This window comes from Promicromonospora kroppenstedtii (assembly GCF_044389675.1).
In the GTDB taxonomy this organism is placed as follows: domain Bacteria; phylum Actinomycetota; class Actinomycetes; order Actinomycetales; family Cellulomonadaceae; genus Promicromonospora; species Promicromonospora kroppenstedtii.
The window spans coordinates 163,188-176,562 of sequence record NZ_JBIRYI010000003.1 but is presented as its reverse complement, the minus strand read 5'-3'; the positions used below and the strand labels follow the sequence as shown (position 1 = coordinate 176,562).

The following is a 13,375-nucleotide window of genomic DNA, read 5'->3' as shown; positions in this document are numbered from 1 at the left end:
CGGCCATGAGCGTGTTCACGAGGCACCGTCCGCCGGCCTCAGCCCCGGCACCTGTCCCTGAGCCCGCCGCGGCACGCCGCGCGGACGGCCCGGTGGGCGGGCGCCCGGACGGCTCCGGGCCGGCGCGACGCCGCATCGCCGCACGACGTGCCCGGCCGGTCCCCGGTACGCGGATCCCTCTGGGCATGCGCGGGCCGGTCGCGGTGTCGCTGCTTCCCGGGCTCGTCCTGTTCGGCACGTTCTTCCTGGTGCCCTTCCTCGTGCTGACGGCCACGGCGTTCGCCCGGTGGAGCGGCCTCGACTTCGCGTGGAGCGGGCTGGACAACTACCGGCAGATGTTCGCCGACCCGGTGTTCTTCAAGGCACTGGTCAACACGCTGTTCTACGCGGCGGCGTCCGTGTTCGTCCAGGTTCCCCTGGGTGTCGGCGTCGGCATGGTGCTCGCGCTGCGGCCGCGGGGCTGGAAGACGCTCCGCACCATCATCTTCGTGCCGTTCGTGATCTCGGGCGCGGCCTACACCCTCGTCTTCTCCATGTTCTACAACCCGCGGGCGGGCCTGCTGAACAACGTCCTCGGGGGGCTGGGGCTGCCGGGCAGGGACTGGCTCTTCGACACAGCGACGGCCCGCTGGGCCGTCGCGGGGACCTTCGTGTTCATCATCGGGTTCGTCGTGGTCCTGGTCATGGCGGAGGTCGCCTCGATCCCCAGGGAGGTGTACGAGGCAGCCTCCGTCGACGGGGCCTCGACGTGGCAGCAGCTGACGCGGATCACGCTGCCGCTGCTGCGCAACGTCATCGGCACGGCGATCCTCATCCGGCTGCTGGTGGACATCGGCATGTTCGACCTGGTCTTCATCCTGACCGCCGGCGGCCCGGACGACGCCACGGCGACACTGGCGCTCTACGCGTACCGGGCGTACCTGAACGGTGAGTGGGGTTTCGCCAACGCCGTCGGCTCGGTGATCATCGTGATCGGCCTGGTGCTGATCGTCACGGTCCGGCGGGTCTTTCGTATCGGGGAGCGAGCACTGTGAGCGACATCGGAAGCACCACGGCCGGACGCCGGTCCGTGTGGGCGAACATCCTGATCTACGGGTTCCTGGGCGCCGTCGTGCTGCTGGCCCTGGCGCCGACGGTGTGGGTCATGCTGTCCAGCTTCAAGACGGGGAACCAGATCTTCTCCGGGGAGGGGCTGTGGCCCTCACCGTTCACCGTGCAGGGCTTCGTCGACGCGTTCACCCAGATCCACCTGCACGAGTACATGCTGAACACGCTCCTGTACGCGGGTCTCGGCACGCTGGGCGCGCTCACGACGGCGTTCCTGGCGGCCTACCCGCTGGCGCGGTTCTCGTTCGCCGGGCGCAACGCGCTGGTGGCCATGTTCTCGCTGGCGCTCGCCCTGCCCCTGGTCGGCCTGGCGACACCGGTGTTCTTCGTGGTGCGGGAGCTGGGGCTGTACGACTCCCGGCTCGGGATGGTCATCTTCTACGCCGCGCTCCAGTTCCCGTTCACCTTCGTGGTGCTGCGGGCGTTCCTCGTCTCGACCCCGCCCGAGCTCGAGGAGGCCGCGATGATCGACGGCGCCGGATACTTCACGACGCTGTTCCGCGTGGTGCTGCCGCTGACGAGGCCCGCGTTGGCGACGGTCGCGGTCGTGGCGTTCGTGAACATCTGGAACGAGTTCTTCTTCGCCAACCTCCTGCTCGTCTCGGAGGAGAACCGGAACGTCCAGCTGGTGCTGGCCGGGTTCAAGTCCCAGTTCGGGTTCAACGTCACCGGGGCGGTGGCCGGGGCGACGCTCGTGATGCTGGTCCCGATCTGCCTCTTCCTGGTCCTGCAGCGGCAGGTGATCGCGGGGCTCACCGCAGGTGCCGTCAAGTAGGGCCTCGGCGACGGTTCAGTAGCCGTCCCTGGCGCGCTGCAGCGTCACGGACGGCAGCTCGCCGAACCGCTGCCGATAGCCCGCGGCGAACCGTCCCAGGTTGGTGAACCCGAGCCGCGAGGCGACCTCGGTGACCGTCGTGCTCTCGGCGCCGGGGTCGGCGGTCCGCAGCTCGACCCAGGCCCGCCGCAGCCTGACCTGCCGCTGGTACTCCATGGGCGTGGTGCCCAGCCACCGCCGGAAACCGTCGTGCAGCGCACGGGTGCTCGTGTTGGCCGCCCGGGCGAGGTCGGGCACCGTCCACGTTCGGTGCGGAAGCTGTTCGACGAGGTCGGTGGCGCGCCTCAGCCACTCGGGACCGACCGGCGGTGGCTTCTCCCACAGCCGGCCCGAGCGGCTGTGCGGTACGGCGAGCAGCAGCCCGACCAGCAGGCCACGCTCCGCCGCGGACGCCGCTGCGGGGTGGCGCAGCATCGGCGCCGGCGAGTCGAGGTCCTCGACGACGTTGTCGACGGCGGACCACCAGCCGGCGGCCGGCGACTCCCAGACGTCGACGGCGGGCTCGAAGCGCAGGGGCACGTCGGGGTCGGCGTCGACCCACGTGTCGAGCTCCTCCTCCAGTGCCGCACGGTCGACGGCGATCACCATCAGCACGCTCCCCGCGGACCACCTGACGCGGAGCAGCTCACCGGGCGTGAGCACCACGGCCGTCCCGGGCCGGACCGCGACCGTGTGCCTACCGACGTCGAACGTCGCCCGCCCGACGAGTGCGTGGGCGACGACGTACGTGGCGGCGACCCGTTCGGCGACGAGCTCGACGCCGCACCCGTAGGCCAGGACCGTGATGCTCACCGTCCGGAGCCGGGCACTGCGGATCGCCGCCTCGAACGGGCGGTCGTCGTCCTCGAGGCGCAGCTCGTGCGGAAAGAGGGTGCGGGCCACCTCGTCACGCGCGGACTCCGGGTCGGTCGTGCTGAAGATCTGGTGCCCGGCGAGCGGGACCGGATACCTGCGGAACACCTCTTCCAGCGTGCCGTCAAACTTCTCTGACCAGGTTCCTGACACAGGATCTGTACCCACCGACCAAGTGTCGATCGGGCCGCTCGCGGCGGCAATCATGGCGCGGACCCCAAAACCAAGACTGTGAGAACGGTGCGGCACCGGCCCGGACCATCGCCAGATGGTCCGGGCCGGCCTGCCCTCCGGGCGGCTAGCCCCGGACCGTCAGCCGCACGGTCGTCCAGTCGCGGGTGCCTTCGCTGTCCGTCGCGATCAGCCGGGCGGTGTAGCGCCCCGGCTCCTCGTAGACGTGCGTGACGCTCGCGCCGTCCGCGGTGGTCCCGTCGCCCAGGTCCCACTGGTAGGCGACGATCTCCCGCCCCTCGGGCGCCACGGCCGACCCGGACAGGTCGACCGGGCCGCCCGCCCGGACGCCCCCGCGGCCGGCCTCGGCCGTCACGACCGGGGCGGTGGCGTCGGCGACGCCACGGCCGTGGAAGACGAGCCAGTCGAGACCGAGGTTCGCGCCGTCGGCCGGTTCCTGCTTGCTCCTGACCACGAGGTACAGCGTGGTCTCGCCCTGCTGGTCCGGCAGGTCGATGCTCGGCGAGACGACCTGCCCGGCGGCCGTGGCGGCGTCGACCCTGACCTGGCCGAGCTTGCGCCCGGTCGGGCTGCCGACCCGCACCTCGACGGTCGCGTCGGCGGCCCCGCGTACGGCGCCGACCGTCAGGGCGTCGATGCCGCGCAGGTCGACCGGCCCGAACGCGATCCAGTCGCCGTGGTCGGCGTCGGTCACGAGCCGCCCGCCCCGGGCCTCGGTGCCGTCCGCCACGGTGACTCCGGAGCTGTCGGCGTAGAACTCGGCCTCCTTGTCACGTACCTGCAGGTGGATGACGTCCTGGCCGGCCAGCGCGGGCACGCCGTCGGCGCCGAGGTCCTCGTAGCCGGCACCGAGCACGGGGTAGACGTTCTGCCCGACGCCGTGGTCCGCCGGGTCGAGGAACACCGACCCGGAGCAGCCGGTGTAGTTGTCCAGCGGGTGCGCGTGGGTGTCGTGGCCCAGCTGGGTGTTCACCGTGACCAGCTCGCAGTCGATCGTGCCCGCTCCGGTCGAGCCGTCCTCCGGGTCGTCCACGTCGACGGCGTAGTCGACCGTGTCGCCCAGCTCGGCGAAGCCGCCGTGGAACGGCGCCCCGAAGGAGACGTCGGGCCGGGTGTTGCCGGCCGTGATCTTCTGCACGGAGACGCCGGTGAAGCCCTCGCTGTCCGTGACCGTCAGGCGGGCGCTGAACTGCCCCCGCTCGGTGTAGGTGTGCGTGGGGGTGGCCTGCGTGGAGTCGACGACGCCGTCGTTCTCGAAGTCCCACTCGTAGGTGATGTCGAGCCCGTCGGGGCTCTCGCTGGTACCGCCGTCGAAGGCGACCGTGAGCGGCTCCGGCCCGGAGTCGACGTCGGCGGTGAACCGCGAGATCGGCCGGCGGCCGTCGGCCGCGTAGTCGATGCGGTAGATCCCGGCGTCCGTGTTGGTGCTTCCGCGGCCGGCGCCCCGGCCGAGGCCGAAGTCGATGACGTAGAGCGAGCCGTCGGGGCCGAACTCGGCCTCGAACGGGGCGACGAACGTCTCGCCCTCCAGGAACGGCTCGATCGAGGCGAGCTCACCCGTGGTCTCGTCCAGCGACAGCACCTTGTAGAAGTTGCGGGCGTACTCGGACACGAACCAGTGCCCGTCGAAGCTTTCCGGGAACTTCGTCTTGACGTCCAGCTCGGGGTCGAACCGGTAGACCGGGCCGCCCATCGGGGCCGCGCCGCCGGAGCCCAGCTCGGGGAACTCCTCGGAGACCCCGTAGCCGTACCAGACGAGCGGTTCCTGCGACGGTGGCAGCTCGCGCAGGCCGGTGTTGTTGGGGGACTCGTTGACCGGGTGGGCGCAGTCGAACGGCTCGCCGGAGACGCCCGTGGCGAAGTCGTAGTCGATGTAGGGCTGGTTGTCGGCGTGGCAGTAGGGCCAGCCGTGGTTGCCGGGCTCCGTCATCCGGATGAACTCGACCTGGCCCTCGGGGCCGCGCAACGGGTCGGCCACGCGGGCGTCGGGCCCGTAGTCCCCGATCAGGACCGCCCCTGTGCCGGGGTCGACCGTGATCCGGAACGGGTTGCGGAAGCCCATGCCGTAGATCTCCGGGCGGGTGCCCTCGGTGCCCGGCGCGAACAGGTTGCCCTCCGGGACCGTGTACGTGCCGTCGTCCTGAGGGGTGATGCGCAGCACCTTGCCGCGGAGGTCGTTCGTGTTGGCGGACGTGCCCTGCGCGTCCCAGGCGCGGCGGCCCTCACGCTCGTCGATCGGCGTGTAGCCCGCCTGGTCGAAGGGGTCGGAGTTGTCGCCGGTCGCGACGTAGAGGTCGCCGTCGGGGCCCATCGCGAGCGAGCCCGCCATGTGGGAGTTGGCGCGGCCCTCGCCACGCCAGATGGTGAAGTCGAGCAGCCGCTTCTCGGAGGCCGGGTCGATCGTGTCGTCCGGCCCCATCGTGAACCGCGAGAGGTTCATCCTCGCGACGTCGGGGTCGCTCCAGAGCAGGTACAGCCACCCGTTCTCGGTGAAGTCGTCGTCCAGGGTCAGGCCCAGCAGGCCGTCGGACTGCTGGAGCAGGTCGAGGGAGTAGTCCAGGTCCAGGGCCGTGGACTGGCGCAGCGTCTCCTGGTCCAGCACGACCACCTGGCCGGTGCGCTGGATGTAGACGACGCGGCCGTCGTCGGCCACGTCGAGCTCGAACGGGTCGGCGAGCCCCTCGGTGACCAGCGGGACCTTGTCGAACGTGGCGGTCTCGGCATGGTCCGAGCCGGGATGGGCGGTGGCGGCTGTGGTGGCGGGGACCAGGGCTCCGACCGCGACGACCAGACCGGTCGTCGCAGCCAGAACCCGGCGGCGTGCCCTGCGGTGCGGTGCGGACATCAACACTCCCTCGTGCTGGGTCGGATGGTGCGTGCGGGCGTGCGGCACCCCCGGGCGAGGACGGGTGTCCTCGCCCGGAAGCAGCCGGACGGGTCAGTGGCGGTTCAGTGGCGGACTAGTAGCGCAGCTCGGCGAGGTTGCCGATGCTCGTGCACGCGGACGTCACGCCGTCGGGGGACGGCTGGTCGTGCTCGGTGAAGCCGTAGCGGACGCCGGCCAGCGTGGCACCGGCGAAGATCTCGGCGAAGTCGATGGTGCCCTCGCCCACGTCGGCGAAGGAGCCGTCCTCCGCCATGTCCTTGAGGTGCAGCAGCTCGAACCGCCCCGGGTACCGGGCGAACAGGTCCGTGGCGGACGTGTCCGTGCTCGCGGCCCAGTACACGTCGAGCTCCATGGTCACGAACGCCGGGTTGGTCTCCCGGACCAGCACGTCGTAGCCCGTGACGCCGTCCTCCTCGGTCTCGAACTCGTACCCGTGGTTGTGGTACGCGACCCGGATGCCCTCGGCGCTCAGGGCCTCGCCCGCCTCGTCGAGGATCGCGGCCGTCCGGGAGTAGTCCTCCAGCGTCCACGAGCCCGACCCCGAGACGCGCACGTAACTCGCCCCGATCGCGTGCGCCTCGGCGACCACCAGGTCGAGGTCGTTCTGCAGGTTCGACAGGCTCACGCCGAGGGAGGGCACCGCGATACCCGCCGCCTCGGTGAGCGGCGCCAGCTCCGCGGCCGTGTGGCCGTAGAAGTTGCCGGCGGCGCCCGACGGCTCGATGTTCTGGAAACCGCACTCCGCGAGCGCGCCCAGGGTCCCCTCGGCGTCGGTGGGCATGGTCGCGCGGACCGTGTAGCCCACCAGGCCGATCCTGGACAGGTCGACGGACCGGCCGCCCGTGACCGGGTGTGGTCTGCCCACCTCCGAGTCGCCGGCGGCACGGACGATGTCCCGGCGCTCGCCGCCGGTCAGGACCCGTTCACGGACGAGGCCCTTCGTCACCGAGGAGACCGTGCGGACGAACGCGCCGTGCGTCGCGAACGGCGCGCCGGCCATGATCTCGTCCATGACGGTGCAGCCGCCGCCGGTCTCGCGGTTGGGCACGCCGGAGTCGGCGCCGGCGCCGAACCAGACGGTGGCGTCGCTGGTGTAGCCGTACGCGCAGGCGGCGGTCCCGGCGGCTCCGCCGGTCCCGGCCGCCGCCGCGCACGGCGCCAGGACCGGCAGGGTCAGCGTGGCGGCCACAGCGGCGGCGAGCCACGGCTTCGCGGTGCGCCGCAGGGTGTGGGTCGTGCTGGCAGTTCGTCGCATCAGATGAACCTCTCCTTCGAGGGACCGGATCAGCTTCGGGGGGCCAGGTCGGGGACCAGGTCAGCGGACGGTCAGGTCGACCGTCGTCGTGCTCCGTCCGTACACCAGGTCACCGAGGTACTGCACGGTGACCTGGTGTTTTCCCTTGTCCAGGCCGGACGTCGGGACGACGACCCGGGCCGGGCCGCGGCCCAGGGTGGCCTTGACCGACACGTCGCCGACGCTGATCCGGACGGTTCCCGTCGGGGCCGGCCGGCCCTTGGCGCCGGGCACCCGGACCACGGTCTCGACGTCCTGGCCCGCCGTGACCTTCGGCGGGGCGAGTCGCGCCGAGACCTTGGACGCGAGTGCCTGGGAGGTCTCCTGTCCGGTGAGGCGCTCGATCCAGACGTTGCGGAACCGCGGGTTCAGGCCGGCGTCGCCGTGGTCCTGGAGCTTGATGTGGCCCGGGGTCGGCCCCTCGTCCTTCCCGTTGCCCGTCTTGCCGTCGATCGCCACGTCGTCGTGCACGAGCTGCCCGTTCCACCAGAGCGAGAGCCGCGCGTCCTCGGTCTTGGTCCCGTCCGGGGCGAACCGGGCGGCACGGAACTGGATGTCGTACGTCTGCCACGTGCCCATCGCGGTCGCCGCGTTCACGTCCGGGGCCTTCTTCAGGTAGACCGACCCGGCGTCGTTGTTCTTCGGCGGGTCGATGCCGAAGGACTCCAGCACCTGCACCTCGTAGCGCTCCTGGATGTAGACGCCGCTGTTGCCGCGGGCCTGGCCGGTGACGTCGTCGGCGTGCTGGGGCTGGAACCATTCGGCGTGCATCCGGAAGTCGCCGAACTTCTCCTTGGTGCGGATGTCGCCGCCGAAGGACTCCATCGAGCCGTCCGCCACGGGCCACGTCGCGGGCCCGCCGCTCGCCTTCTCCCAGGCGTCGAGGTCGCCGCCGTCGAACAGGGTGATGCGCTCGCTGGGCGTGACGGTGAGGTTGTCGAGGTTGACGTGCCCCAGGTCGTCCTCGTCGTGCACGTAGGCGATCGTGTTGGCGCCCTCCCGCAGCTCGACCGTCTCGGTCTGTGTCTGCCAGTTGGACCAGGTCACGGTGCTGTCGAGCCAGACCTGCCTCTGCTTGACGCCGTTGACGTACAGGCTCATCGACCGCGGCGTCGGGCTCGGGTCGGAGTTCTGGCCGTTCGCGTAGCGCAGCGCCAGGTCGTGCGGGCCCGACTCGCCGGCCTGGACGGCGAACGTGGTCCGCGCCCCCGGCTCCCAGTTGCGGTCCACGAACCCGGCGCCCGAGTACCCGGCGTGGTTCGTGTTCCAGCCCGCGCCGCCGGCGATGTCGGCGGCCTCGGCCTCGTAGACGGGCGGCGGCGTCGAACCGTCGGGCAGGCGGTTCATCGTGTACCAGGCCTCGGTGCTCCACAGCTCCGCGCCGCCCTCGGCCGCGAACGGCCGCGGGGAGTGCACGTTGACGACCCGGCCGGGCTCGAGCCCGTCGATCATCAGGGTGACGGTCCTGCGGTCGTCGGACAGCGTGGCCGAGGTGACCTCCAGGTCCTCCTCGTCGACCTTGGGCCCGCCGTACTGCGGCGTCGAGACGTAGCGCCACTGCGCGGCCTCGTACTTCCCGGCCAGGTCCTCGGCGGTCTCGGCCGACAGCGGCTGGGTGTACTCGATCTCGAAACCGCCCTCGATCGCGCGCATCTCGAGCATGTCGAACGCCCGGTTCTCGTCGAACGTGAGCTTCTGCAGGCCGTAGCCGAGCTTGCCCGCCTGGCCCCAGTTGCCCGACCAGCCGATGCCGCCCACGTAGATCGACCCGTCCGGGCCGACGCTCGTCCGGCTCACGCCCGACTCCAGGCCCTGCGTCATGCGGAAGACGGCGCCCTGCTCCTGGCCGGCGACGTCCTCCAGGTAGACGCGCTGCAGGCCGCCGTAGGTCACGTCGCCGATCGCCATCTGGCCCGCGAACACGCCCTCGGTGAGGATCACGGGGTTGCTCGGCGAGTTGGAGATCTCGCCGTGCGGCATCCACACCACCGGCTCGGTCACCGGCTGGTCGTCGTACGGGCCGTCCGGGTTCGTGTAGTGGTTGTAGAACGCGCCCTCCTGCACGCGCACCAGCTTCGACGTCGGCACGTGCATGCCCTGGTTGTCGGTGACGTACATGCCGCCGTCGGCCCCGAAGCCGAGGCCGTTCGGGGTGCGCAGGCCGCCCGCGAGGTACTCGACCTCGCCCGTGTCCTCGTCGATCTTCAGCACCGAGCCGCGGTTCTCGACGAGCTGCGGGTCGCGCGTCGCGCCGCCCGGAACCATCGCGATGCCCGTGGAGACGTAGAAGTAGCCGTCCTCGTACAGCAGGCCGAACGCGAACTCGTGGTAGTTGCCGCCGAACGGCCAGGTCGCGACCTCGCGGTACTCGTCGGTGACCTCGTCGCCGTCGGTGTCCACGAGCTCGGTCAGGCCGTGCTTCTCGGAGACGTAGATGCGCCCGTCGACCACCTTCAGGCCCATCGGCTCCTCGAGCTCCTCGGCGATCCTGGTGTACGTGACGTCGTCGGCGCCGCCGTCGCCCGTCACGTTCTCGACCAGGTACACCTCGCCGAGCACCGTCTCACGGTCGCCGCCCCACGTGGCGATGGCCATGCGCCCGTCGGGCAACCAGTCCATGCCCGTGACCTGCGGCTCGAAGCCGTCCGGGCGCAGGTTGGTCAGCGTGTAGTCGGGGTGCACCTCGGTGAGCGGCAGGCCGTCGCCCGGCGCCTCGTCGACGCCCTCGCAGACCTTGCGGCCGGGGGAGGTGACACGCGTGACCTCGGCGTCGGTGCTCAGCACCGAGTTCGGCACCAGCGCGAAGCCGGACGCGCCCGGCGGGCGCCACTCCAGCGTGAGCTGCTGGCCGAAGTCCCCGTCGAAGTGGTCCATGCGCAGCGCGTGGTACCCGGCCTCCAGCTCGACCGACCCGTCCTTGGGCGTCGCCCCGTGCTTGCCAGGGTGGTCGACGACGAGGGTGTCGTCGAGCAGCAGGCGCGCGCCGTCGTCGCTCGTGACGCGGAAGTCGTAGCTGCCGGCGTCCGGCACGTTCAGAAAGCCGGTGACCTCGGTGACGAACCGGTCCGTCAGGCCGAAGTCGTCGGCCGTGCGCCAGTCGATCGTCGGCTTCAGCTCGTCGATGTTCGGCGTCTGGCCCGGCTTGAGCGTGCAGTAGTCCTCCAGCGGGACCTGGACGTCGAAGACGCGCATGGTCACGCCGGGCTCCTGCGGCCGGGTGGGGTCGGTGGCGGGCTGCGCGGCGGCTTGCGCCACCAGCGGCCCGGCCGGCTGTGCGGCTGCCGGGAGCACCGTGAACGGCAGCGCGAGCACGCCGAGCATCGCGGCGAGGGTGCGGTGGGTCGATCTACGTTCCATGGGCCTTGCCTCTCCATCGAGGACCTTGCCTGCCGGGGACCGTGCCCGCCGCGGGCGGCGTCGTTGCGCCGACGGCTGGGTACGCCACGTCACTATGCGGTCAGGGGTGACCCCGGACAACGAGTTGCCACTTGTTGCCCCTGGGCCGCTCCCGGACGGTCAGGTGCGGCGGGCCGTGGAGCCGCGCTCGACGAGCTTGGCCGGGAGCAGGGCCGGGGCCGACAGGGCGGACGACGAGCCCGACGACAGCCCGGCCGACGGGGTGCGGAGCTGGTTCAGCAGGCGCTGGACGGCGAACGTGCCGAAGTGGCGCAGGGGAGAGGCGACCGTCGTCAGCGGCGGGGTGCAGAAGTCGGAGCCGAAGATGTTGTCGAACCCGACCACGCTCAGGTCGCGCGGTACCTCGATCCCCAGCCGGGTCAGCCCGCGCATCGTGCCGATCGCGACGAGGTCGTTGTACGCGACGGTCGCCGTCGCGGAGTGCGTGGTCAGCGCCTGGGCGGCCGAGAGCCCGCCCGCCAGCGTCGGCGCGAACGGACCGAGGCGGCGCGCCCGCAGGCCGAGCTCCCGGGTCGCCTCGCGGAAGGCCCGCCAGCGCATGCCGTCGGCCCAGGACGCCTCCGGCCCGGCCAGGTACGTCAGCCGGGAGTGCCCCAGGCCCGCCAGGTGCTCGACGGCGCGCCGCATCCCCTGGGCGTTGTCGGTCACGACGCTCGGGACGTCCGCCACCACGCGGTTCATCACGACGGTCGGCCGTTGCTTGGCGACGGCGCGGATCGCCGCGTCCGAGAGCCGCGAGGTGGCGAGCACGACGCCCTCCACCAGGGGCAGAGTGCGCTCCAGGGCCCGGCGCTCGGCCCCGCTGGACTCGTGCGCGTCCACCACGAGCAGCGTGTAGCCCGAGTCGATGGCGGTCTTCTCCGCGCTGCGGATGATCTCGAAGAAGAACGGGTTGGTCAGGTCGGCCACGACGATCGCGAGCAGCGCCGTCCGGCCGTCGGGCATCGCGCGCCCGATCGGGCTCGTCCGGTAGCCGAGCTCGTGGGCGACGCGGCGGATGCGGTCTGCCGTGTCCGCGTTGACCCGGCCCGGCCGGGAGAACGCCCGTGAGACTGTCGAGGGCGCGACGCCGGCGGCCTTGGCGACGTCGTAGATGGTCGGTCTGGTCCGAGAGCTCCCTGTTTCGGCAGTTTCGCCCATGCGCGGGGAGCGTACGGCGCGCGACCCGTCGACGGCAACCAATTGCCGCGGACCGGCGCGGGCGTGGCAGGTCCTTGCCTGCCCGGCAAGAGGTGGCAACACCTTGACTGCCCTGGTGCCGCACCCTCGAATGACCGCATGACCATGCGCGCCGCACCAGGGACGAGCCCGCCACCCGGGGACGACGACGAGCCCGGCGACCAGCCGGCGGACGAGGCCGTCCAGGTCGAGGCCGCGGAGAGCGAGCTGCGCCGCCTCGGCCTCGAGGAGATCCGCGTACGCCACCACGGCGATCTCGCCCGGCTCGAGGCCCCGCACCGCGACCTCGCGACCATGACGTCGGAGCCCCTGCGCGGCGAGGTCCTGCGTGCCGTACGGTCCGCGGGCTTCCGCTCGGTCGCCGTGGACCTGGAGGCCGTCGCCGACGACGCCGCGACCGACCCGCACGACGGCTGACCCGGCCTCGGTGGCAACCGCGTGCCACCGGGCGCTCGCGGTGGCGGGGCAACAAGTGGCAACTCGTTGTCCGGCCCTGGTGGGGCTCATAGTGTCCCCCGTGAAAAGCGGCTCCAGGCCGGAGCCGCTGACCTGCTCTACCGACCGGCACCTCCGGGACGACGACGTCCGGTGTGCCCTGACCCGCTGCCCCACGGTGTCGACGTCGACCCCGTGCGACGAAACGGAAAGAGCGAACTATGGAGGATCACGCCATGGTGACCACCCAGGAGGCCCGTCCCACGGCGCCGTCCTCGTCCAGGTCCCGGCCGCCCGCCCAGCCCTCCGGCGGGCCGACGGCGGGGAGCCGTGCGCTCGTGCTGCTCGCGGAGTCGTGGCGGCCGGCGGCAGTGCTGCTCGCGCTGTTCGCCGTCTGGTGGTTCGTGGCCTGGCGTGAGCTGGTCCCCGCCTACCTCGTGCCTTCCCCGGGTGCGGTCGCGGAGACCATGGCGGCCGACTGGCCGATGCTCCTGGAGCACACGTGGGTCACCACGCTGGAGACGATCGTGGGGTTCGTGCTCGCGGCCGTGATCGGCGTCGCGGCGGCCGTGCTGCTGGTCTACTCCCGGACGGCCGAGAAGTCCCTCTACCCGCTCATCCTCTTCGCCCAGGTCATCCCCAAGATCGCGATCGCACCGATCCTGGTCGTCTGGTTCGGGTTCGGCATGACGCCCAAGATCGTCCTGGCCGTGCTCATCGCCTTCTTCCCGGTCGTCGTCTCGGCCGTCGCGGGGCTGCGCTCGGTCGACCCCGAGCTGCTGGAGATGTCCGCGACGATGGGCGCCTCCCGGTGGAAGACCTTCCGCAAGATCCGGTTCCCCGGCGCCCTGCCGCAGCTCATGTCGGGCCTCAAGGTGGCCGTCACGCTGGCGGTCGTGGGCGCCGTCGTCGGCGAGTTCGTGGGCGCCGACCGCGGCCTCGGGTACGTGCTGCTGCTCGCCAGCGGCAACCTCGACGCACCGCTGCTGTTCGCCGACCTGATCCTCATGTCGCTCATCGGCGTGGTCCTGTTCGTGCTGGTCGAGGTGCTCGAACGGCTCCTCATCCCGTGGCACGCCTCACGGCGCGGCAACCTCGCGCTCGCGACCGTCTGATCCCGGCCCAGCACTCTTCCGCGTTCCCGCCGTCACCGTGGCGGCACGACCAGAAAGGCTCT

At 71.6% G+C, this 13,375-nt stretch carries 9 protein-coding genes; 4 read left to right on the top strand and 5 right to left on the bottom strand.

Annotated elements, in window-relative coordinates; translation table 11 throughout:
- The first annotated feature begins 5 nt into the window (after positions 1-5).
- Both ACH47X_RS06495 and ACH47X_RS06490 read left to right on the top strand, forming a co-directional pair.
- A complete protein-coding gene (locus ACH47X_RS06495) occupies positions 6-1,034 on the top strand; it encodes a carbohydrate ABC transporter permease (protein WP_397402532.1) in 1,029 nt (342 codons plus the stop codon).
- Positions 1,031-1,882 carry a carbohydrate ABC transporter permease gene (locus ACH47X_RS06490; protein ID WP_397402530.1) on the top strand — a complete coding sequence of 284 codons (852 nt, stop codon included), beginning with the start codon at positions 1,031-1,033 and terminating at the stop codon, positions 1,880-1,882. Before ACH47X_RS06495 ends, ACH47X_RS06490 begins: the two co-directional genes overlap by 4 nt.
- A gap of 15 nt (positions 1,883-1,897) precedes the next feature.
- On the opposite strand, the gene ACH47X_RS06485 is transcribed toward ACH47X_RS06490, so the two are convergent.
- From ACH47X_RS06485 to ACH47X_RS06465, 5 genes are all read right to left on the bottom strand, one after another.
- The gene (locus ACH47X_RS06485; RefSeq protein ID WP_397402528.1) at positions 1,898-2,902 is read right to left on the bottom strand and encodes an AraC family transcriptional regulator; all 1,005 of its coding nucleotides are present in this window, start codon (positions 2,900-2,902) and stop codon (positions 1,898-1,900) included.
- Between the two features lie 190 nt (positions 2,903-3,092).
- Positions 3,093-5,831 carry a PKD domain-containing protein gene (locus ACH47X_RS06480; RefSeq protein WP_397402526.1) on the bottom strand — a complete coding sequence of 913 codons (2,739 nt, stop codon included), beginning with the start codon at positions 5,829-5,831 and terminating at the stop codon, positions 3,093-3,095.
- A 115-nt stretch (positions 5,832-5,946) separates the two neighbouring features.
- Positions 5,947-7,128, bottom strand: coding sequence for a sugar phosphate isomerase/epimerase family protein (locus ACH47X_RS06475; RefSeq protein ID WP_397402524.1), 1,182 nt, complete (start codon positions 7,126-7,128; stop codon positions 5,947-5,949).
- Between the two features lie 60 nt (positions 7,129-7,188).
- On the bottom strand, positions 7,189-10,524 hold the full coding sequence (locus ACH47X_RS06470) for a family 16 glycoside hydrolase (RefSeq protein WP_397402522.1): 3,336 nt from the start codon (positions 10,522-10,524) through the stop codon (positions 7,189-7,191).
- 159 nt (positions 10,525-10,683) lie between these two features.
- Positions 10,684-11,724 (bottom strand): LacI family DNA-binding transcriptional regulator, encoded by a 1,041-nt coding sequence (locus ACH47X_RS06465; protein WP_397402520.1) that lies wholly within the window; start codon positions 11,722-11,724, stop codon positions 10,684-10,686.
- A gap of 138 nt (positions 11,725-11,862) precedes the next feature.
- Between ACH47X_RS06465 and ACH47X_RS06460 the strand changes: the two genes are divergently transcribed.
- Both ACH47X_RS06460 and ACH47X_RS06455 read left to right on the top strand, forming a co-directional pair.
- On the top strand, positions 11,863-12,180 hold the full coding sequence (locus tag ACH47X_RS06460) for an adenine nucleotide alpha-hydrolase family protein (protein ID WP_142036913.1): 318 nt from the start codon (positions 11,863-11,865) through the stop codon (positions 12,178-12,180).
- Positions 12,181-12,434: 254 nt separating this feature from the next.
- The gene (locus tag ACH47X_RS06455; protein ID WP_397402517.1) at positions 12,435-13,313 is read left to right on the top strand and encodes an ABC transporter permease; all 879 of its coding nucleotides are present in this window, start codon (positions 12,435-12,437) and stop codon (positions 13,311-13,313) included.
- The last annotated feature ends 62 nt before the right edge of the window (positions 13,314-13,375 follow it).

Excerpts from the sequence above, each read along its gene's own strand:
- ACH47X_RS06470 (WP_397402522.1), bottom strand. The coding sequence starts at position 10,524 with ATGGAACGTAGATCGACCCACCGCACCCTCGCCGCGATGCTCGGCGTG.
- ACH47X_RS06455 (WP_397402517.1), top strand. The coding sequence starts at position 12,435 with ATGGTGACCACCCAGGAGGCCCGTCCCACGGCGCCGTCCTCGTCCAGG.
- ACH47X_RS06480 (WP_397402526.1), bottom strand. The coding sequence starts at position 5,831 with ATGTCCGCACCGCACCGCAGGGCACGCCGCCGGGTTCTGGCTGCGACG.
- ACH47X_RS06460 (WP_142036913.1), top strand. The coding sequence starts at position 11,863 with ATGACCATGCGCGCCGCACCAGGGACGAGCCCGCCACCCGGGGACGAC.
- ACH47X_RS06475 (WP_397402524.1), bottom strand. The coding sequence starts at position 7,128 with ATGCGACGAACTGCCAGCACGACCCACACCCTGCGGCGCACCGCGAAG.
- ACH47X_RS06465 (WP_397402520.1), bottom strand. The coding sequence starts at position 11,724 with ATGGGCGAAACTGCCGAAACAGGGAGCTCTCGGACCAGACCGACCATC.
- ACH47X_RS06495 (WP_397402532.1), top strand. The coding sequence starts at position 6 with ATGAGCGTGTTCACGAGGCACCGTCCGCCGGCCTCAGCCCCGGCACCT.